General features: G+C 49.9%; 17 protein-coding genes. 11 read left to right on the top strand and 6 right to left on the bottom strand.

The window, feature by feature from the left end; all coding sequences use genetic code 11:
* The first annotated feature begins 201 nt into the window (after positions 1-201).
* From KOI40_RS11885 to KOI40_RS11865, 5 genes are all read left to right on the top strand, one after another.
* On the top strand, positions 202-621 hold the full coding sequence (locus tag KOI40_RS11885; protein WP_216097738.1) for a hypothetical protein: 420 nt from the start codon (positions 202-204) through the stop codon (positions 619-621).
* Between the two features lie 191 nt (positions 622-812).
* Positions 813-1103, top strand: a complete 291-nt coding sequence (locus KOI40_RS11880; RefSeq protein WP_216097737.1) for a hypothetical protein — start codon at positions 813-815, stop codon at positions 1101-1103.
* Positions 1104-1273: 170 nt separating this feature from the next.
* Entirely contained in the window at positions 1274-4060 is a 2787-nt protein-coding gene (locus tag KOI40_RS11875) for a PD-(D/E)XK nuclease family protein (protein ID WP_216097736.1), read from the top strand.
* Entirely contained in the window at positions 4057-7467 is a 3411-nt protein-coding gene (locus KOI40_RS11870; RefSeq protein WP_216097735.1) for a UvrD-helicase domain-containing protein, read from the top strand. Before KOI40_RS11875 ends, KOI40_RS11870 begins: the two co-directional genes overlap by 4 nt.
* A 127-nt stretch (positions 7468-7594) precedes the next feature.
* Entirely contained in the window at positions 7595-8665 is a 1071-nt protein-coding gene (locus KOI40_RS11865) for a 3-deoxy-7-phosphoheptulonate synthase (protein ID WP_216097734.1), read from the top strand.
* Between the two features lie 90 nt (positions 8666-8755).
* Here KOI40_RS11865 and KOI40_RS11860 read toward each other — a convergent pair whose 3' ends face one another.
* Both KOI40_RS11860 and nfuA read right to left on the bottom strand, forming a co-directional pair.
* Positions 8756-9634, bottom strand: coding sequence for a crotonase/enoyl-CoA hydratase family protein (locus tag KOI40_RS11860; protein ID WP_216097733.1), 879 nt, complete (start codon positions 9632-9634; stop codon positions 8756-8758).
* A gap of 135 nt (positions 9635-9769) precedes the next feature.
* A complete protein-coding gene (gene nfuA, locus KOI40_RS11855) occupies positions 9770-10354 on the bottom strand; it encodes a Fe-S biogenesis protein NfuA (protein ID WP_216097732.1) in 585 nt (194 codons plus the stop codon).
* 355 nt (positions 10355-10709) lie between these two features.
* Here nfuA and metH point away from each other — a divergent pair, with 355 nt between their 5' ends.
* The 3 genes from metH (at position 10710) to KOI40_RS11840 (ending at position 15155) form a co-directional block, all read left to right on the top strand.
* Positions 10710-14414 (top strand): methionine synthase, encoded by a 3705-nt coding sequence (metH, locus tag KOI40_RS11850; protein WP_216097731.1) that lies wholly within the window; start codon positions 10710-10712, stop codon positions 14412-14414.
* A 120-nt stretch (positions 14415-14534) separates the two neighbouring features.
* Positions 14535-14846, top strand: coding sequence for a hypothetical protein (locus tag KOI40_RS11845; RefSeq protein WP_216097730.1), 312 nt, complete (start codon positions 14535-14537; stop codon positions 14844-14846).
* Between the two features lie 21 nt (positions 14847-14867).
* Entirely contained in the window at positions 14868-15155 is a 288-nt protein-coding gene (locus tag KOI40_RS11840) for a DUF2970 domain-containing protein (protein ID WP_233710219.1), read from the top strand.
* 106 nt (positions 15156-15261) lie between these two features.
* Here KOI40_RS11840 and KOI40_RS11835 read toward each other — a convergent pair whose 3' ends face one another.
* A complete protein-coding gene (locus KOI40_RS11835; protein ID WP_216097729.1) occupies positions 15262-15717 on the bottom strand; it encodes a MarR family winged helix-turn-helix transcriptional regulator in 456 nt (151 codons plus the stop codon).
* Positions 15718-16358: 641 nt separating this feature from the next.
* Here KOI40_RS11835 and KOI40_RS11830 point away from each other — a divergent pair.
* The 3 genes from KOI40_RS11830 to KOI40_RS11820 all read left to right on the top strand — a co-directional run bounded on the left by KOI40_RS11830 (position 16359) and on the right by KOI40_RS11820 (position 19843).
* Complete coding sequence (locus KOI40_RS11830) at positions 16359-18023, top strand: nitrite/sulfite reductase (RefSeq protein WP_216097728.1); 1665 nt, start codon at positions 16359-16361, stop codon at positions 18021-18023.
* On the top strand, positions 18007-18507 hold the full coding sequence (locus tag KOI40_RS11825) for a DUF934 domain-containing protein (protein ID WP_216097727.1): 501 nt from the start codon (positions 18007-18009) through the stop codon (positions 18505-18507). The genes KOI40_RS11830 and KOI40_RS11825 overlap by 17 nt, the downstream gene beginning before the upstream one ends.
* A gap of 169 nt (positions 18508-18676) precedes the next feature.
* The gene (locus KOI40_RS11820) at positions 18677-19843 is read left to right on the top strand and encodes a cation:proton antiporter (protein ID WP_216097726.1); all 1167 of its coding nucleotides are present in this window, start codon (positions 18677-18679) and stop codon (positions 19841-19843) included.
* A gap of 45 nt (positions 19844-19888) precedes the next feature.
* Here KOI40_RS11820 and KOI40_RS11815 read toward each other — a convergent pair whose 3' ends face one another.
* The 3 genes from KOI40_RS11815 to KOI40_RS11805 form a co-directional block, all read right to left on the bottom strand.
* Positions 19889-20158, bottom strand: coding sequence for a hypothetical protein (locus KOI40_RS11815; protein WP_216097725.1), 270 nt, complete (start codon positions 20156-20158; stop codon positions 19889-19891).
* Positions 20159-20413: 255 nt separating this feature from the next.
* Entirely contained in the window at positions 20414-21778 is a 1365-nt protein-coding gene (gorA, locus tag KOI40_RS11810; RefSeq protein WP_216097724.1) for a glutathione-disulfide reductase, read from the bottom strand.
* 133 nt (positions 21779-21911) lie between these two features.
* Complete coding sequence (locus KOI40_RS11805) at positions 21912-22232, bottom strand: hypothetical protein (protein ID WP_216097723.1); 321 nt, start codon at positions 22230-22232, stop codon at positions 21912-21914.
* Positions 22233-22292: the final 60 nt, after the last annotated feature.

Here is a 22292-nt window from a genome sequence, read left to right as displayed (position 1 = left end):
AAAGCTGCAGCTGTTTATCAGGTCTTGCTTTGTTTTTCTCGAGGTAGGCCGTTATTATCCGCATGTTCAGTGACTGGCATTGAGATTGGGCTCCGGGATCCATTATTTGTTAGCTTTTTGATGTTAGCTATCAGAATCTTTGAAGCTGTATTTCTATAATAAGGCCAACAGAATTGAGACAAGCCAATAGTTGAGCAAAAAATGACCGAATTGCCCAATGAAACCACCGAGAAAATCAGAACACTCTGTGCTGATGCTTATGAGAGCTATGATCAGGGTGATTTCAGAAAAGCATTGCGCCTATTCTATCAAGGTTGGCTACTGCTGCCCAAGCCTCAAACTGACTTCGCTGAAGCCGGATGGGTTCTGACGGGCATTGGCGACAGTTATTTTCGACTCAAGCAGTATATACCCGGATGTGAGGCTCTTCGGTCTGCCAACCACTGTCCTCAGACCCGTGATAACCCATTTATTCATCTCCGGCTGGGCCAGTGCCTTTATCAGATAGGTGAAAGAGCCTCAGCCCGCACTCACCTGCTAAAAGCTTACCGGCTGGGAGGTTCAGGCCTCTTTAAAGCCGAAAGGCCTGAATATTTGGATTGCATATCGAAGCACCTCTAAGCTTTGCCCAATATTTGAACAATTCCTCCCGCTCCGTTTAAAAAATCATTTTTTTGGTCACATTTCTCACATTTATCATTAAAGTCTTGTAAATCACAGCCGATACCTTTGATGCCAACAGATCATTTTCTCGTCAGGGAAACCCGTTCTGACGACTTAACTATTAACAATTGCATTAAAGGAATACGCCAATGAAGCGCAAAACCCTACTACTGCCAGCTTTAGCTTTTGCTGCCTTTGCTCCACTGTCCATGGCTTGTAGCAAGCCTGCTGCCCCCAGCCTGCCAGATCCCTCTTCTGCAGTTACTCCTCAAATGGTAAAAGCCAAGAATGACGTAAAGGCCTTTATCGATCAGGCTGAAGCTTACTTAAAGTGCAACATCAGCACCAACCAGCACAATGCCATGGTTGATGAAATGAAGTCTGTTGCTGACAATTTCAACAGCATCGTTCGTGCCTACAAGGAACGTATGGCCGGTTAAGATAGCCTGTCCCCGCCACGCCTGATTTTTTCTCAGATTTGGCGGGGTTAGGTTAGCTTTCCCCTATCCCGCTATCGTTCTTCAACTGCCTGCCACCTGGCCGGCAGTGACACTCTCCCGCAGCTATGCGATGATTTCGGCTTTCTCACCGGAAGGACTCCCTAGCTCAAATGCCTATCAGCTTGTTCGATATTCAGCCGCTTCTTGAGCCAATCAATGAAGGCGTACTCATTCTCACACCTAACAGTCGTCTTAAGAATAAGCTGGTTGCGGCCTACAATCAGTTTCAGGAGCTGTCCGGAGCCAAGGTCTGGGAAGCCCCGAGAGCCTACTCCCTGAGCGAATGGGTATCTGAGAGCTATCAATTACTGCTCGACCAGGCACTCCTTGCCTCTCCATCTACCCCGGCCAGTGAATTTGTACTGCAACAATTGTGGCTGGAAATCATTCAAGAAGATGCAATTGGCGCAGAACTGATCAATCCTCACAAGCTGGCCAGTGACGCGCAAACCGCCTACCGCACCCTGCAACGCTGGAATCTGAATGCTTCTGCTCTTATCAATGAGGGTGCTGCAGAAGAGAATCCCCTGATTCGATGGGTAGACAAGTTTGAAGATGTATTGACTCAGCACCAACTCTGCACACCAGAACAGGTGCAACAAGAAATAATCCAGAGCTATTGTTCAGGTCTTGTGCCCAAAGAAGACAAGTTATTGTTGCTGGGGTTCGATGATATTCCTCCTTTGAGTCGCATCCTGTTTGAAAGCATGTCTTGTGAGTGTCAGGAAAGAGCAACCTTTACCTCCACGACAGCCAATCGCCAAAGCTTGCTTGGCTGCCCCAACCAGCAGGATGAAATACGAGCTGCCGCTTGCTGGGCGCAATCTGTCCTGAAAAAAGACCCCGGTGCATCTATTGGTGTGATCGCACCAAATCTTGGTCAGATTCGTAAAACCGTAGAGCAAATTTTTGTCGAAGTCCTTGAGCCTCAATATTCGTTGCCAGAAACCGCGCGCTACACCCTGCCTTTCAACTTCTCTGCAGGGATACCCTTGGGCAGTGTGCCTCTGATTCATGATTCTTTGATGCTTCTGCAACTGAATCACTACCGAATCAGGACCGAAGACCTTATAGAGCTTTTAAGTTCTCCGTTTTGGGGAATAGCAGACAGTCTGTCAGTGAGTGAGTCATTGGCACAACAACTGAAGAAGCTTCAGCGAGCCAGAATTAAAGTCAGTCAGTTAAGACAAATCTGCCATAAACTGGCTCAGCATGAAGCCCCCCCTTCTTCAACAGAAGACCTTGAGTCAGAACAGTGGCAATTGCTGGATCAGCGATTACAACATATTGAGTCATTACGCCGTCAGCGTGCCAAACAGCTATTACCCAGCCAGTGGCTGGAATTGTTTGAGTCTCAATTGCGGCATCTGGGCTGGCCTGGAACGCGCCGGCTGGACAGTAATGAATTCCAGCAAATGACCCAGTGGTATCAATTGCAGGAGAAATTTTGCCAGCTGGAAAGTACTGGCAAGCTATTCACCTGTGATGAGGCCATTAACCTCTTGACCCAGCTGGCAGGCAGCGAACATTTTCAGGCACAGACACCTGAGTCTCCCGTGCAAATCCTGGGTATTCTGGAGGGTGCTGGACTGCAGTTTTCTCATTGCTGGGTCTTGGGGATGAGTCAACAAAACTGGCCACCAGCGCCAGAGCCCAATCCACTGTTACCATTGAGCTTGCAGCGTCAGCATGGCATGCCCCATGCCGATGCCGATCGTGAACTTGCCTTTGCCGAACGCCTGACGGAAGGCTATCGGCATTGTGCTCCAGAGGTGGTGTTCAGTTACCCCTGCTTTGATGCGGATATGCCATTGCAACCCAGTGCTCTGGTCAAAAACCTTGTTGCCTCTTCGGCCGAAGACACTCTTAAAGCATTGGATTCTTCGCTTTCAACAGGCTGGCCCAACTACCTGCAGGAAATCGTTGCGCACCAGCAACTTGAATGGATTAACACTGGCACCGGCCCAGCAGTAAGCCCCACTGAGCTCGCCCAGATTCGTGGTGGAAGTCAGATCCTGAAAAACCAGGCAATATCCCCTTTTGCAGCTTTTGCCCTGCATCGTCTTGGCGCTCAACAAGCCGATCCCGAGGCGTTAGGTTTTACACCGATGCAACGCGGGCAGATCCTGCACGATGCGTTATCCGATATCTGGAAAGCGCTGGTGGATCAGAAGACCCTTATAGCAATGCCTGATATGGAGCTTAAAGCACTGGTAAATGCACGGGTACAGGAACACATCCACCAGTTCCGCAAACGCGAACCTGACTTCTTTGGGGAAAACTATTCCGCCCTTGAACAACAGCGTCATTGCCAGCTAATCCTCCGTTGGCTTGAGTTGGAGAAACAACGCCCGGAGTTCACTGTCGTGGCCAATGAAGACGCCATTAAGGCCAATTTCGCCGGTTTGCCTTTGACATTACGTCTGGACCGCATGGATAAACTGAGTGATGGAGAGCTCATTCTGATCGATTACAAAACCGGTTCTCCGACCCCTAAAAGCTGGGGTGGTGAACGTCCGGATGAACCGCAATTACCGCTCTACTGTTTATGTTATCTGCAGGATCAGGAGACCGACATCAGTGCTGTTATGTTTGCTCAGGTGAACGCTAAAGAAGTTGCCATCAAAGGCTTGGGGGGGCTGTCAGTGGATCATCCAGACATTTTGCCCGCAGGCAAAGCAGATTCTCTGGAGCTGCCCACCGATTGGCAATTAATTCGAGAGCACTGGCAACAGCAGCTGGAAATGCTGGCAACCACCTTCTTGCAAGGTGACTGTTCACTGGATTTTAAAAGCCCTTCTTTAAAACGGTTTTATGAAGATTTGGCCCCTATCCTGCGCTGGCAAGAAGAAGACTTTGTACGCGATGCCTTTCAGCTTCATGGGGGGCAAGCATGATGCAGCCACAAGATCATCTGGCTCGCGCCGAAGCCCTGAATCCTCAAAAGTCCTTCGCGGTCACTGCACCTGCGGGCTCCGGCAAAACCGGCTTGCTGACTCAGCGGGTTTTAACCCTACTTCCCCTGTGTGATAACCCGGAAGAAGTGGTCTGCATTACCTTTACCCGCAAGGCTGCGGCGGAAATGCAGGAACGAATCACCGACGCCATACAGTTTGCCGCCGAGAATCCCCGCCCGGAAGAACCTCACGAACAGTTAACCTGGGATCTGGCACGTAAAGTTATCGAACGGGATCAGCAACAACAGTGGCAACTGCTTAAAAACCCCAATCGATTGCGTGTCCAGACCATCGATGGCCTGTGTCGGTCGTTAACTCAATACAACCCCATTACCAGTGGCATTGGTGGCTCCAGTCAAATGCTCGAGCACCCGCAGGTTGTTTATCGTCAGGCGGTTGAGCAAACCCTTGCGTCGCTCGAGCAGGAAGGACAGCTTCAGCACGACTTAAAAGAGCTGTTTGTTCACCTGGACAACAATATTGAGGCGGTTACAAACCTGTTGATCAGTCTTCTAGGCAAGCGTGATCAGTGGCTGTTGCCACTTCTCAGCGCTAGGGATGCGCGAACCTATTTGGAAAATGTTCTCCAGCAATTGGTCATCGAAACACTGGAAGAGACCAGCGAACTTTTGCTGCCACACGCCAGCGATCTGTGCTTACTCGCCGATTACGCGGGCACCAACAGCCTTGAAGACAAACCCGGCTCGCTGATCTGTCAGCTATCTGGCATGGTCGAGTTGCCCCCCTGTCTGCCGGAGAGTCTGGAGGATTGGCGCTGTGTCGTAGAGTTGCTACTGACTCAGGCAGGACAGTGGCGCACCCTCAAAGGACTCAACAAGAATTTTGGGTTTCCCGCCGGGACAGACAAAGACAGCAAAGCTGCTGCCAAACAAAAGAAAGAGGCCATGGCGGCCCTGATAGGCCACCTGAGTGAGCAAAAGAAACTGCTGGATCTGTTACAGCTTATCCGGATTCTTCCTCCAACCCATTACCCCCACCAGCAATGGCGCCTTCTTGATGGTCTGACCCGCATCATGCCCTATGCTGTTATTCAGCTGAAATTGGCCTTTCGCGCTCTGAACGCGACGGACTTCAGTGAAATCACTCAAGGGGCTCTCATGGCCTTGGGCGATGAGGATTCCCCCACGGACCTGAGTCTGCTGCTCGACTACCAGATCAAACACATTCTGGTGGATGAGTTTCAGGATACTGCCACTCCACAATTGCAACTGCTGGAAAAACTGACCGCCGGCTGGCAACCGGATGATGGCCGTACTCTGTTTATCGTGGGTGACGGCATGCAGTCCTGCTATGGATTCCGTGACGCAAACGTCGGTATTTTTCTGGATGCCCGCAACAATGGCATCGGCGACATCGCTCTCACGCCTCTCGAATTGACGGTCAATTTCCGCTCCCAATCCGCTGTAGTGGACTGGGTCAACATGGCATTTAAAAACGCCTTTCCCGAAGCGGATGACATATCACGAGGTGCAGTAACCTACGCGCCGTCTGTGGGGTTTAAACCAGCTCTGGACGGACCGGCAGTGAAAACCCACGTGTTTCTGGACGCTCCGGATCGCAAGGCCGAAGCCGAGAAAGTCGTTGAGCTGGTCAAGGAAGCACTTGCTGCAGATGACAAGGGGCGTGTCGCGATTCTGGTCAGAAACCGCCCTCACTTGCGTGAAGTCATCCATGCCCTGCAAACCGCCGGATTGCGCTGGCAGGCAACGGACATCGACCCTCTTTCGAGCCGTATGGCAATCGTCGATTTACTGAGTCTCACCCGCGCCCTGCTCGATCCTTCTGACCGCAACGCCTGGCTCGCTATCTTGCGATGCCCGATGATTGGTTTGAGTAATGAGGACTTGCTGAGACTGGTAAGGCACAGCAAAACTGAAGATCAAAAAAACTTTCCTGCCATTCTGAACAATCTTCTTGATCACACAAGCATCGAGGGATTAAGCAAGGAAGCCAAAAAGATACTCAGCCGGACTGTCCCACAGATTAAAACCGCCTGGCAAAATCGTCGCCGTAAAAGTTTAAGACAGTGGATCGAAGGACTCTGGGTGTCTCTCGGCGGGCCTGCCTGTGTGCCTGACGCTATTGATTTGACCAACGCCCAAGACTTTTTCAATCTGCTGGACAAATTCGACGAAGGCGGAAAGCTGCTGCAGTGGGACGAGTTTTCCCGCTCGGTAAAACAACTCTATGCCCGCCCTGCGGCAGATGCTGATCCGCGGATTCAGGTAATGACCATTCATAAATCCAAGGGGTTGGAGTTTGAAACCGTCATCATCCCCGGACTGGACAAAACCCAGCGCAGCGATGAAAAGCAGCTGATTTTGTGGCAGGAACGAATCAATACCAACCACGAAAAACAACTCATGCTGGGACCTCTATCCGCCACGGGTGACGATGATGATCCTCTGTATCAATTCCTGCGCCAGGAACAAAAAATCAAAAACACGCTGGAGGCTACACGGTTACTGTATGTAGGTTGTACCCGTGCGATCAAACGCCTTCACCTGCTGGCCAATCTTAATGTGGATAGCAAAAGTGAACTGCCAAAAGCCCCCTCTGCCGGAGCGTTGCTTGCACCTTTGTGGCCAGCCGTGCAGGAAGCGGCACAATACACTGTGGTCGGTGAAACTGAAGAAACCCGCCACAACCTTCAGCCCATCGCCATGATTCGTCGCCTGACACCGGATTGGCAGCGCCCGACGTTGGTACCCTCCAGTCTTTTGGCCGCTTACCGGGGCCGGGAGTTTGGGGATGAAGAAAACATCGTCAACGATGATTATTTGCGACATAGGGCATCGCGCTATACCGGCACAGTGTTGCACCGAACCCTTGCGCAAATTGTCAATGATGGGATCGAGACCTGGGACAGTAACCGTATCCGTCGCCAGCACCCCTTCTGGCTCAGTCAGCTTCGCCAACAGGGTTTATTTGGCCATTCATTAACGGAAGCTCTCAACCGGATTGAGCTGGGCCTGCACCGTATGCTGGCTGATGACAAAGGCCGCTGGTTACTGGACAACCGTCATGAACAATCGGCCTGTGAACAGAGCTTTTGGTCGGCTCCTCAGGGAGAATCCAAGACACCTGGGGCGCGCAACTCCATCATTGATCGTACGTTTGTTGACCGGGGTGTTCGCTGGATTATCGATTACAAGTCCAGCGAGCCCACAGCCGACCAGGATTTAAACAGCTTTTTGAGTGCAGAAACTGAAGCATATTTACCTCAGCTGCAACGCTATCGCCGGTTGTTCCCTGAATTGGATGACGAACACGTAAAAATGGCACTGTATTTCCCGTTATTGGCTCATCTGGAAGTGTTGAGTTGACACGGATTGTAAAAACCAGCTAAAAACCAGCCTTTAATGGCCAAAATCAGGCCATTAAGTTTCACTATTTATGTTGTTTTTCAGTAGAATAGCCCGCTTACCGAAAACAACCGTATTGGGTAGTTCAATGACAGAGTTCGCTGTAGACGATCTGAACATCGTCTCGCAAGAGATCCTGATTTCACCAGCTGCAATCAAAAGCGCCTTACCGCTGACCGATAAAGCACGCAAAGTAGTGACTGAAGGGCGCGAGACCGTTCGTAACATTTTAGAGGGTAAGGATCACCGCTTGATGGTCGTGATTGGCCCCTGCTCCATCCACGACGTAGATGCTGCGATAGACTATGCGCATCGCCTGAAAGCACTCTCAGATGATGTTAAAGACTCTCTGTTTATCGTGATGCGTGTGTATTTCGAAAAACCTCGCACCACAGTGGGCTGGAAAGGCCTGATCAACGACCCATACCTGGATGATTCTTTCAAAATCGAAGAAGGCTTGCACATCGGCCGCAAACTGCTGCTGGATATTGCTGAAATTGGTCTGCCGACGGCTACCGAAGCTCTGGACCCGATTTCTCCGCAGTATATTCAGGATCTGATCTCCTGGTCAGCCATTGGCGCTCGCACCACCGAGTCTCAGACACACCGTGAAATGGCCAGTGGCTTGTCTTCTGCCGTGGGTTTCAAAAACGGTACTGACGGCGGTTTGACTGTAGCCATCAACGCACTGGAATCCGTTTCCAGCCCTCACCGTTTCCTCGGCATCAATAACGACGGTCAAGTGGCTATCACCCACACCAAGGGCAACGCCTACGGTCACGTGGTATTGCGTGGCGGTGCTGGCAAGCCAAATTATGACTCCGTCAGTATTGCTCTGTGCGAGCAGGAACTGGAAAAAGCCGGTGTATCCACCAATATCATGGTCGATTGCAGCCACGCGAACTCCAACAAAAATCACGAATTACAACCTCTGGTTATGGACAACATTGCCAATCAGATTCTGGAAGGCAACCAGACCATTATTGGCCTGATGGTGGAAAGTAATATCGGTCCGGGTAACCAGAAGATTTCCAGCAATCTGGACGATCTGACCTATGGCGTCTCCGTTACCGACGCCTGTATTGACTGGCCAACGACAGAGAAAACCATCAAGGATATGGCAGCAAAAGTCGCTGAACCCCTGAAAAAGCGTCGTTAAAATAGCCGATCAGATACAATTGTTCAGACACAAAAAAGCCGGCCTCATCTGAGTGCCGGCTTTTTTGTGTCTCGCGACCGATGCCGAATATTAATCCCACCAGGGGTAAAATGCGGGCAAGTCTGAAGGAGCCTTCTGAGTAAACTCTGCCTTGCGTTTCTCCAGAAACGAGGCGACCCCCTCTTTACCGTCTTTTTGACTGGCATAAAAAATGGCCAGCGAGTCGACCTTGTGCGCGTCGCGGGGATGAGGCATTGCCGAATTGCGATACATCATCTGACGTGTCATTGCGATGGCGACAGGTGAGCTGTTATCGGCGATGTGACGAGCAATCTTGTAGGCCTCATCCAGCAGCTCTTCCGGCTCGTAGACATCTTTAACCAAACCGTAAGCCTTGGCCTTATCCGCATCCAGTATTTCTGCTGAATAGGTCAATTCCAAAGCCTGAGACAAGCCCACTACTCTGGGCAAAAACCAGGTAGAACAGGCTTCAGGAGTAATACCTATCTTATTGAAAACAAAACCAATTCTGGCCTTGGTTGATGCCAGGCGAATATCCATTGGAAGGGTCATGGTGGCACCAATGCCCACAGCGGCACCATTGATGGCAGCGATTACCGGCTTGCAACACTCATAAAGTGCCAGACTGACCCTTCCCCCGGTATCACGAACACCAGAGATGTACTCAGGGTCTTCGTAATGCTCTTCCACATCTTCAAGGCTGGGCTCAAGCTCTTCGTTGAGTCCAAAAACGTTACCTTCAGCGGTTAGATCCATTCCAGCACAAAAAGCCTTGCCAGCGCCGGTAAAGACAATCACTCGAACATCGTCATCATCACTGGCGCGATTAATGGCATCTACAAGCTCGTTGGCCATAGTGACGGTGAAAGAATTCATATGCTCCGGGCGATTCAAGGTGATGGTTAGAATGCCGTCGCCAAGCTGATAATCCAATGTGGTGTAAGTCATAGGTTTTCCTGATACTTCATTTTGTTATACGGGTTAACCCTACCACAAAAAGCGGTTTTTCAGACATAAAAAAAGCCGCAAAACGCGGCTTTTGAAATCCAAATGTGTCGCTGTAAACAGCTCGAAAGTTAACCTTTAGGCGTATGCATTAGAGGTATCACTGTGATCTGTCATATCCCGAACACCTACCAGACCGGGAATTTTTTCGATCAAGGTCTTTTCGACACCTTCCTTCAGGGTAATGTCGACTGCGCTACAGCCCTGACAACCGCCACCAAACTTCAGTACGGCATAGTTGTCTTCAGTGTATTCAACCAGTGAGACCTCTCCGCCATGGGCAGCCAGTCCGGGGTTGATTTCGTTGTATAAAACGTAGTTGATGCGATCTTCAACCGGACTGTCGTCAGTCACTTGAGGCATTTTCGAATTGGGAGCCCGAATAGTGAGCTGCCCACCCATGCGATCCGGTGAGTAATCAACTTTGGCGTCTTCAAGGAAGGGTAAACTGCGCTCTTCAAAATAAGCAGAGATCTTATCAAGGTCGAGTTTAACGTCTCCGTCCTGCTCTTCACCCGGGCGGCAATAGGCAATACAGGTCTCAGCCTGAGGGGTGCCGGGATTCGCGACAAACATCCGAATAGCGATACCTTCACAATCCTGTTTGCTGAGCAGCTCTGCAAGGTATTCCTGAGCCGAATCTGTAATCGTTACGTTAACCATCAAACCTAAACCTCACTAATTGACTCAGGTATTTTACGGAAAAATGCGCCCGATAAAAACCACTGAAATAGCAAGGTTTAATTAATTGTCTGTTGTTGATAACCGCTCTCATGCCCGTTGATAGGGATTCTCATCGGCTGTGAACACCGCTCACCAAGGGGCCAATTAACCTAAACTTTTATTTCCGGATTGGGTTAAAACGGTGATTGCTGCTAGAATGCCGACCTACATCAAAATATTTTGATATAGATTGTATTTTTGATGATTTTGAGTGCTTTTTGTACAAAAAACTATCACTTTCAATCTTTATTGGTTTTGAAAGAACGCTTTTCACTTAATAAAAGGTTTTTAAACGATGTCTGATCGCAACGCTCGCCTCACTGCCCTTCACGCCGCCATTAAGGATCGCATTCTGATTCTCGATGGAGGTATGGGTACGATGATCCAGAGCTATCAGCTGGGTGAAAGTGATTACCGCGGTGACCGCTTCGCCGATTATCACCTGGATATCGCCGGTAATAACGACCTGTTGTCCATTACCCAGCCGAAACTGATCAAAGAGATGCACACGGCCTATATGGAGGCCGGTGCCGATATCATTGAAACCAATACCTTTAACAGCACACAAATCTCCATGGCTGATTACGAGATGGAATCTCTGGCCCATGAGATCAATGTGGCTGGAGCCAGACTCGCCCGTGAAGCGGCGGACGAGATGACTGCCCGCAACCCAGACAAGCCACGTTTCGTGGCAGGTGTTATCGGGCCGACCAGTCGTACCTGTTCCATCTCGCCGGATGTGAATGACCCAGGCGCCAGAAACGTCACTTTTGATCAGTTGGTAGAGAACTATCTTGAGTCCGTGGATGGCCTCGTTAAAGGCGGCTCTGACCTGATCTTGATCGAAACCATCTTCGATACGCTAAACGCCAAAGCGGCGATCTACGCCGTACAGGAATACTTTGAGCGCGAAGGTGTGGAACTGCCAATCATGATCTCAGGCACCATTACCGATGCCTCCGGTCGCACGCTCTCCGGACAGACAACGGAAGCGTTTTACAACTCATTGGCTCACGCCAAACCTTTATCCATCGGGTTGAACTGTGCACTTGGCGCCAAAGAGCTGCGTCAGTATGTGCAGGAGCTTTCCAGAGTCGCTGAGTGCCATGTCTCTGCCCACCCGAATGCTGGTCTGCCCAATGAGTTTGGTGAATACGACGAAACCCCAGAGCAGATGATTGCCGTCGTCAAAGAGTTTGCCGAAAGTGGTTTGGTAAACATCATCGGTGGTTGCTGTGGTACTACCCCAGGTCACATCAAAGCCATTGCGGATGAAATGACCAAACACCAGCCGCGAAAGATCCCTGACATCGAACCCGCCTGTCGCCTCTCCGGTCTGGAGCCTTTTAACATCACGGCAGACTCCCTGTTCGTCAACGTGGGCGAACGCTGTAACGTTACAGGTTCCGCTAAATTCAAGCGCCTGATTGTTGAAGGTGACTACGACACTGCGCTGGAAGTTGCTCTGGAGCAGGTAGAAAATGGCGCTCAGGTAATCGATATCAACATGGACGAAGGCATGCTCGACGCTGAAGCCGCCATTGTCCGCTTTCTGAATCTGATCGCTGGTGAGCCGGACATTTCCCGCGTGCCGATCATGGTGGATTCGTCAAAGTGGGAAGTCATCGAAGCTGGGTTGAAATGCATCCAGGGCAAGCCAATCGTGAACTCCATCAGCCTGAAAGAAGGTGAAGCGGAATTTATTGAAAAAGCCCGCCTCTGCCAGCGCTATGGTGCAGCTGTTGTGGTTATGGCTTTTGACGAAGATGGTCAGGCGGATACCCTGGCGCGCAAAATCGAAATTTGTGAGCGCTCTTACCGGGTGCTCGTGGACAAGGTTGGATTTAATCCAGCCGACATCATCTTTGACCCCAACATCTTTGCTGTGGCCACGGGTATTGAAGAGCACAACAACTACGCGGTTGATTTTATTGAAGCGTGTCGCTGGATTAAGCAAAACCTGCCCCATGCGGGTATTTCCGGTGGGGTTTCCAACGTCTCCTTCTCCTTCCGGGGAAATAACCCTGTCCGTGAAGCGATTCACTCCGTGTTCCTCTATTACGCCATCCAGGCTGGCCTCAACATGGGTATCGTGAATGCCGGACAACTTGCGGTTTACGATGACCTGCCCGCAGAGCTCAAAGATGCCGTTGAAGACGTAATCCTCAATCGCAACGAGGACGCTACCGAAGCGTTGCTGGCCATTGCCGACAAGTTCAAAGGTGATGGCAGCACCGGGGAGAAAAAAGAAGATCTCGAGTGGCGCAGCTGGGACGTTAAAAAACGCATTGAGCATGCACTGGTAAAAGGTATATCGACCTTCATTGTGGAAGATACCGAAGCTGCACGCCTTGAGGCTGACAGACCTCTGGATGTGATCGAGGGTCCTCTGATGGACGGCATGAACGTGGTCGGCGACCTGTTCGGAGCCGGTAAAATGTTCCTGCCCCAGGTGGTGAAATCCGCACGAGTCATGAAGCAGTCTGTTGCTTATCTGAACCCGTTTATTGAGGCCGAAAAAACCGAAGCCACCAAACCTAACGGCAAAATTTTGATGGCAACCGTAAAAGGTGATGTTCACGATATCGGCAAGAACATTGTTGGCGTGGTGCTGCAGTGTAATAACTTCGAAGTCATCGATCTTGGAGTAATGGTGCCTTGCGAGAAAATTCTGCAAGTTGCACAAGAAGAGAAGTGCGACATCATTGGTCTGTCTGGTCTGATCACCCCATCGCTGGATGAGATGGTCACCGTGGCCAAGGAGATGGAGCGTCAAGGTATCGACAAGCCACTCCTGATTGGTGGTGCCACCACCTCCAAAGCCCACACTGCCGTTAAAATTGAGCCACAGTTCAAGCTCAATCAGGTGACTTATGTTGCAGATGCCTCACGTGCTGTAGGTGTTGCCAGTCGTTTGCTAAACGATGACCAGCGCGATGCTTTTGTTGCAGAAACCCGTGCTGAATATGAGCAGGTCCGCGAGCGTAATGCCGGGCGCAAGGCTCGCGGCACTGTGCGCACCTATCCCGAAGCCATCTCCCGTGGTTTGAAACTGGATTGGAGCAACTATACCCCACCGGCACCCACATTCACGGGCACAAAGGTATTCGATGATTACCCTCTGGAAGAGTTGATTGAAACCATCGACTGGACCCCCTTCTTCATTACCTGGGACCTGGTGGGTAAATACCCCCGAATCTTTGAGGATGAGGTCGTTGGTGAAGCCGCTAAAAACCTGTTCAACGATGCTCAGGCCATGCTCAAACGTATTGTTGATGAAAAGCTGCTCACCGCTAAAGCAGTTATCGGCTTCTGGCCGGCCAATACCGTCAATCACGATGATATTGCCGTATTTAAGGATGAGGATCGCACCGAAGAACTGGCGACACTCCACCATATTCGACAGCAGGTACAGAAACCCGGCAACACCAAGCCGAATACCTCACTGGCGGACTTTATCGCCCCGAAAGACAGCGGCAAACAGGATTACATTGGTGGTTTCGCGGTAACAGCTGGCATTGGTTGTGACGAGCTTTGCGCTGAGTACGAAGCCAAACAGGATGACTACAGCAGCATCATGGTGAAGGCTCTGGCAGATCGTCTGGCAGAATCTCTGGCAGAACGCATGCATCAGCGTGTACGCAAAGAGTTCTGGGGCTACATCCCTGACGAACAACTGGATAACGAAGAACTCATTAAAGAGAAGTATCAGGGAATTCGTCCTGCGCCGGGTTATCCCGCCTGCCCAGACCACACAGAGAAAACCACCCTCTTCAATCTGCTGGATGCCACTAAAGAAATTGGCGTTGAGCTGACAGAGCACTTTGCCATGACACCGACAGCGGCGGTTTCTGGCTGGTACTTCTCGCACCCTGAGTCGTATTACTTCCCAGTGGGCAAGATCCAAAAGGATCAGGTGGAGTCCCTGTCTGAGCGTAAAGGCATGGATGTACCAACACTTGAACGCTGGCTGCAGCCGATTCTGGGGTATGACGACTAATTTCCAGCCTCGCAACTTCTCCGTGCCAGTAAGCTCCTGGCGCGGAGAATCCTGATACTCTTATCATTTTATTGTCATCTTTGGCGCGTATATTCTCCTCATATTCCAAGAGGTACCGCCATGTATATCTTCAAAGACCCCTACTTTCTGGCCATTCTGTTTTTTACCTCCTTAGTCATGAGTCTTTTGACGGCCGTTCAGGCCCAGGCTGATGATCAAATCAGTGATGAAATGGTTGTATTGTCACAACAGATTGTCCGCGATTACCGGGAATTACGAACCAGTTGCAGTGAGAAGGAAGGCGAAGCCATGAAAATGTGTTATTTCCGTCTTCGCATTGGCCTGTGGGATTACAAACAAGCTCGGGACACTCTTCGCAAGAAAGGGATTCACTTAGGCGCAGATCCTGAAGAGCAAGTTGCAAAGCACTGAATTGCTCTTCAAAACAACGGCTTGCTTGAGCAAGAAAGAGACAAGCTGCTACTCTACCGACATAAAATAAAAGAGTGGCAGCCTACTATGGAAGAGTCTCACAAAGAGGATTCACAAAAACCCGGTTTCTGGGCCGTTGTTTTTAGCACCTTTGCGGCAGCGTTTGGCGTTCAAAGTAAACGTGCACAAGAGAGGGACTTCAAGCATGGCAACATCTGGGTGTTTATCGTTGCTGGGCTTATCTTCACTACGCTGTTTGTGCTCACCATTTACACGCTGGTTCAAACCGTTCTGAACTCTCAGCAATAATTACCGCTTTCCCAGAAAATCACACCGAGCACCATAGCGCTTAACCGTTTCTATGATGATGACTACCGGAATTACTCATAAGATAATTTAAGTCAATTTAGGCCGTTCAAGCATGCTTCCAGAGCGAAGCAGACTCAATGCCACCGGCGCGTAATAGCTTCTGAATATTCCCCTTTAGCACTCGATATTCGGTAGTGTGTAACTCCTGAAGAAAGATTTCCTGATGTTTTTCAGCCGCATCATCCAGATGCTGCACCATCATTTTTCCCGGCTCAGTAATGTGGATTTTAACTGAACGACGATCCAGACCGTCGTGCTCACGGAGCACCAAACCTTTCTTTTCCAGTCGATCAACCAGTCGTGTGACCGCTGAACGATCAATGCCAATCTGTTCTGCAATGTGCGCGGGAGTGTTGGCTAGCTCGTGAGTTAACACATTCATCACCATCCACTGGGGCCAGGTTACGTCCAGAGTTTCCAGCTCTTTATTGAATCTGTCCTGCATAACGCTGGCCAAGCGAGAAATCCAGAATGTATAGCTGTTATGAAGAAGAAAAGACATAAGACCCGCCAATTTCAAGGTGCTTGAGAAACATAGATGCAAAAAAAATAATTGATTAATCAATACTTGTCAAAGCATAAAGTAGATATTCAATCAGGCTGGGCATTATTTATACAGGTCGGATGTGCTTCGGAGAGAGAAAAGAGAGAAGAAAAAGCGAAGCCTTCGGGCTCCGCTAATTCCATTTATTGGCCACTGATCCAGAAGATACAGGTGGAAACAAAGATGGCGATAAGTGCAACAGCTGCGATAGCATCAGCGGTGCTATCACCCGATTCCTGCATTTCAAATTCATCGTGCATTATTATTATTCTCCATATAAATGTGAGATACGTATGAATGGAAAAGCTAGTACTGCATAGCTGAAGTCATTATAGGCATAGAAGAATTCTGTCTATCAAGGCAAAAAAACCGGTTATTCATTTATTGTCTAAAATTTGCCCGACAGATCAGAAAGTTAGAATATGAGGTAACTTTTTCTGTTACCTTTTCCCCCATGAGACCCCATTTTGACCCTATCGCGAAACACCATGATTTGGTGTATCCTTTCGCGCCTCGACTTTGGGTACAAGTCTCTGATCTATAAAGAGAAGCGCCTTTTGTCGTCGTGATTAACCTAACTGAACCAGGTGTACTTCTCAATGTACAAATATGATGAGTATGATCAAAAGATCGTGCGCGAGCGTGTCGCTCAGTTTCGCGGTCAAACCGAGCGTTATTTGGCCGGTGAATTAAAGGATGAAGAGTTTCTTCCTTTACGACTGCAAAATGGCCTGTATATCCAGCGCTTGGCTCCCATGCTGCGAGTCAATGTGCCTTACGGCATGCTGAACACCACACAGCTTCGCAAGCTGGCCCATATTGCCCGCCACTATGACAAAGGCTACTGCCACGTCAGTACTCGTCAAAATATTCAGTTTAACTGGCCTGAACTGGCTGAAGTGCCTGATATTCTCGCCGAACTTGCCGAAGTAGAGATGCACGCTACTCAATCCAGTGGTAGCTGTATCCGCAATGTCACTTCAGATCAATTTGCCGGCATCAGTAGCGACGAGATCGTGGATCCCCGCCCCTATTGCGAAATCATTCGTCAGTGGTCAACCTTCCACCCGGAATTCGCCTTTTTGCCACGCAAATTCAAAATTGCTGTGACCGGCGCCGCCAGTGACCGTGCAGCGGTACAGGTTCACGACATTGGGCTGGAAATCGTCAAGAACGAAGCCGGCGAAGTGGGCTTCAAGGTGCTGGTTGGCGGCGGTCTGGGTCGTACACCGGTGATCGGTTCAGTGATCAACGAATTCCTGCCTGAAAAACACATTCTGTCTTATCTCGACGCGATCGTGCGTATCTACAATCAGTTAGGTCGTCGTGATAACAAATACAAAGCCAGAATCAAGATTCTGGTTAAGGCCATGGGCGCGGACAAGTTCGCGGAAAAAGTTGAAGCCGAATTTGCACATCTGAAAGACGGCCCTACGACCCTGACCCAGGAAGAAATCGATCGCGCCAGCGCCGCTTTCCCTGAACCTGCCTACGAGCAGCTGGACGCAGCAAGCGCCCAGGCCACACTGGATCAACAAAGTAGCGAAAACCCTGCTTTCGCCAAGTGGCTAAACCGTAACGTGCGCGAGCATCGCGTTGCCGGTTACGCCGCTGTAAACCTGTCACTTAAGCCTACTGGTGTGGCGCCTGGTGATGTTACCGACAGTCAGCTGGAAGCCATTGCCGATCTTGCCGACAAATTCAGCTTTGGTGAAGTTCGTACCACTCACGAGCAGAATATGGTCCTGGGTGATGTTCGTAAAGATGAACTGTTTGAGTTCTGGCAAGCTGCCAAGCCTCTGGGCTTCGCCACGCCAAACATTGGCACTCTGACTGACCTGATCTGCTGTCCTGGTGGTGATTTCTGCTCCTTGGCTAACGCAAAGTCCATTCCTATTGCCGAGTCGATTCAGCGTCAGTTCGATGACCTGGATTACCTGTACGACATTGGTGATCTGGACCTGAATATCTCTGGCTGTATGAATGCCTGTGGACACCACCACGTCGGTCATATTGGTATTCTGGGTGTCGACAAGAAAGGTGAAGAGTTCTATCAAGTGCAACTGGGCGGTAACGCTGGCACTGAAACCAGCCTGGGCAAAGTTCTCGGCCCCGCGTTTGGCGCAGAAGAAATGCCACAGGTTGTTCAGACCCTGATTGATGTCTACGTTGATAAGCGCGTAGAAGGCGAACAATTTATTGATACTTACAACCGTATCGGTATTGCACCATTTAAGGAGCAGGTTTATGCCAAAGCTGATTAAAGACAACGCTGTTGTTGACAACACCTGGGAACTGCTCGAAGCGACGGATACCCCTGAGGCAGTTGAGGTGCCGGAAGCAGGAGCCATCGTGCCTCTGAATGTCTGGAAAGCACAAAAAGACCAACTGGAGAGCCGCAAAAACTCTTTGGGAGTCTGGTTAAACAGCGATGAACTGGCCGAAGAGCTGGCTGATGACGCACAAGGCTTTGGCCTGATTGCTGTTAACTTCCCGGGCTTTATGGACGGACGCGGTTTCAGTGCTGCTCGCCTGCTGCGTGAGCGCTACGGCTTTGAAGGTGAGTTGCGTGCAATTGGCCACGTGATTCGCGACCAGCTGTTCTTCCTGAAGCGCTGTGGTTTTAATAGCTATGTGCTGGGTGAAGGCGCCAACCTCGAAGAAGCCATTGCGTCTCTGAGTGACTTCAGCGAGACCTATCAGGCTGCCGTTGATCAGAAACTGCCTCTTTTCCGTCGCAGAGCCTGATCTTACAGCGATTAGCTGTCATCACGAACGCCTCCTATATGGAGGCGTTTTTGTTTAAGGCGCTCTAGCCATTCTCCTCAGTCATTTACCCTCTGTGCTCGTAATTCTGTTTTATTTGAGGTAAAAGTAGGTCTCGCACCCACGTTTTTTGTTGGAAGCAAGCAGGGATATGCACGACACACTTTTCCAGTCCTTTGTTCTGATCTTCGCCGGAGCGGCTGTGATTGCCTCTTTGGCCCTGTATACCCGCCAACCCCTGCTGGTTGCTTACATCGCTCTGGGAGCCTTGTTGGGACCTTACGGTACAGGTGTGATTACCAATCTCACACTGGTTACGGATATGTCGCATATTGGCATTATCTTTCTCCTGTTCCTTCTCGGGCTGGACATGCAGCCTAAAGCGCTATTCAGTGTGCTCAAAAAAGCCACCAGTATTGCCATTATCAGTTCCGGTATTTTTGCATTAACCGGTTATGGCATAGGTCACTTGTTCGGTTTCAGCCATATGGAAAACCTGATCATCGGCATGGCCATGATGTTTTCCAGTACCATCATCGGAATAAAGCTTCTTCCCACCACGGTGTTGCACCACAAACACACCGGTGAATTAATGGTTGGGCTACTGCTCCTGCAAGACTTCCTCGCCATCATCTGCCTCATGATTCTCTACAGCGGAGATGTCGGTGAAGTAAATCTGTCCCAGCTGGGCTTTACTCTCGTCACCCTGCCCCTGCTCGCCCTGTTTGCCTATTGCTTCGTCCGTTTCGTACTGCTTAGACTGATCCACAAATTCGATCGTTTTCACGAGTATATTTTTCTGTTGGCGATTGGCTGGTGTATGGGATGTGCCGAATTGGCAGTATTGGCTGGTTTGTCAGCAGAAATCGGCGCGTTCATCGCAGGAATTACTCTGGCGACAAGCCCGATCTCCCAGTACATAGCCATTAGTCTCAAGCCCCTGAGAGACTTCTTCCTGATTCTGTTTTTCTTTTCCCTGGGGGCACGGTTTGATCTCGGCCTGCTGTCTGACGTTTTGCTTGCAAGCGTGGTTCTGGCGGCAGCAATTCTTGTCATTAAGCCACTGGTATTCCGCTTTTTGCTTCACCGGCAGAGTGAAACTGTGGGGCTTGCCTGGGACATAGGCTTCCGTTTGGGGCAGATCAGTGAATTTTCACTGCTTATCGTGTTTGTTGCTTCTAACGCTGCATTGATCAGTGAAAAAGCCTCTGTACTGATCCAGGCCACAGCGATTATCACCTTCCTCGTGTCGAGTTACATTGTGATATTCAACTACCCCAACCCCATTGCAGTCAGTGACAAATTGCGCAGGGATTAGTAGCAAATGCCTACCGATTTTAGGCTATGAGGCTTCAAAAGCCGCTCATTCAGTTTCGTCCAGAATGCAAAACGACAGAAAGGTGGTAAACAGAGTTACAAACACAGCAAAAGGCATCGCGGGAAACGCCAAAACCAGAAGCGACATACTAAACCAGAGGCTACGAACAATTTTTTGTTTATTGCGGTATTTCTGGGTAAAACGACGTCGATGAAAGTGGTGATCTTCCGGCGTGTCGGACAACAACCAGATCGGTTGCCATGTGTATTGACGGTATAAAGACAAATAAAACGCTGCAAATGCTTTTAACAACATATACACCCCGCTTTGCATCTATAGAAAAACTTCCGGCGGATTTCACCCCTGTTTTCTTGATAGGCTCGCCCTGTAAAGACGAACCTTATCCTGAAGTATAGACAGAACTCCCCTCCTCGCTGTGTTTTCACTGTGCACAGGTCACATCAAACACATGACTCTCCATATGGGCTGCCCACAAAAAAGCCGAAGCCCCTGCTAATGCAAGGCTTCGGCTTAATCACGTACATTTAAATCCTGAAGGATGCTAAGCGGTTAACCCACTACCCGGGTAACGTCACGCATGGTGACGAACTCTTCAGCCGCCGTAGGGTGAATACCGATTGTGGAATCAAAATCTGCCTTGGTGGCTCCGGCTTTCATTGCCACAGCAATGCCCTGAATAATTTCACCGGCGTCCTGCCCTACCATATGGCAGCCCACCACTTTGTCGCTGCTATCCTCTACCAACAATTTCATAAAGGTTCGCTCGGGCATCCCGGAGAGTGTGTGCTTCATGTGTTTGAAGCTGGTGGTGTAAATACGCAGACGCATCCCTTTTTCAAGGGCCTGCTCTTCGGTCAAGCCCACAGTTGAGATGTTCGGCTGACAAAAGACAGCAGTGGCAATGTTTTCGTAATCCACCCGAGTCGGTTGGTTGTTGTACAACGTTTTAGCCAGTGCCATCCCTTCAGCGAGAGCGACTGGCGTCAATTCCATACGTCCAACCACATCACCAATGGCATAGATACTGGGCTCATCGGTCTGATAATCATCATTGACCGCCAAGGTTCCACTTTCAGTAAGCTTGACTGCGGTATTTTCCAATCCAAGCCCATCAATCTTGGGGGCTCTGCCGGTGGCAGCCATGACACAATCCACAATACGTTCGCTACCATCGGTTAAACGGACCTTAAGCTCCCCATTGGCCTGCTTCTCGACACTTTCAATATTGGTATCAAACGTCAGTTTGACGCCTTTTTGAGCGACTTCATTGGCGGTAAATTCACGGACTTCCTGATCAAAACCACGCAGGAACAGCGGGCCACGATAGACCAGCTCGGTATCAGCCCCCAGCCCGTTAAAGATTCCGGCAAATTCAACAGCAATATAGCCGCCCCCCAGAACCATCACTCGCTTGGGAAATTCCTCAAGATAAAAAGCCTCGTTAGAACTGATGATGTGTTCTGCGCCAGGGATTTCAGGAATTTTCGGCCATCCGCCGGTAGCTATCAAAATTCGTTCAGCGGTGTACTGTTTACCATTAACGGCCACGGTATTTGGATCAACAATCGTTGCACGGCCTTCTATCAGTTCGACCCCCGCATTAGCCAGAATATTTCCGTAAATGCCATTGAGTCGCTGAATTTCTTTGGTTTTGTTGTCGCGTAAAGTGGGCCAATCGAATTCAGGTTTCGCAACACTCCAGCCGTAACCGGCAGCAGCCTCCACCTCTTCAGGTACATGGGAGCCGTATACAAACAGTTTTTTTGGCACACAACCTACATTTACGCAGGTACCGCCCAAAAAAGTGTCTTCGGCAACAGCCACACGGGCACCAAAGCCGGATGCCATACGGCTAGCGCGAACCCCGCCAGAACCGGCACCAATGACAAACAAATCAAAATCGTATGCAGACATATCAAACCCTTGGCAGAACTGAACAATTGGGCGTTAGTTTAATAGATCAGAAGGACAATGTAGACCATTGGCCTGGGCAATAGTTTAAATTGGCGTGATAGTCTGCAATTATGAGAAAGGGACAGAGGCCTGTTCAAACCTCAATATCGAGACTGGGGTTGCGGTCAGTCTTGCGCCGCCCTCTGCCGGTTCGAACATCAAGATAAGGCTTTTGGGTGTGTTTTTTGCGTCTATCCGGGTTTCGACGGCGATCGTGGATAAGATTCTGGGTTTGATCCTGAAGGTAGCTGTAGACCTTGGGAACAGGCTCGACAATCAACTCACCTTCCAGTGGCTCCTCTTTGTGAACGGAGGTAGTCACTTCTGAAGATGTTGTGTTTTTGATACGCGCTTTAGCGGGTTTACCCGATCCTGAAGAGCCAGCTATCGGGGCCTTAGGGCCAATCCTGACCATAATCACACTCCTTAAACGCTTGGTGTACAGACATAATACAGCCTGTTTAATTGGCACTCA

The sequence above is a fragment of the Pseudomaricurvus albidus genome (assembly GCF_018863235.1).
GTDB lineage: Bacteria > Pseudomonadota > Gammaproteobacteria > Pseudomonadales > Cellvibrionaceae > Pseudomaricurvus > Pseudomaricurvus albidus.
The sequence above is the reverse complement of the archived record's forward strand: the minus strand, read 5'-3'. Positions and strand labels throughout refer to the sequence as shown.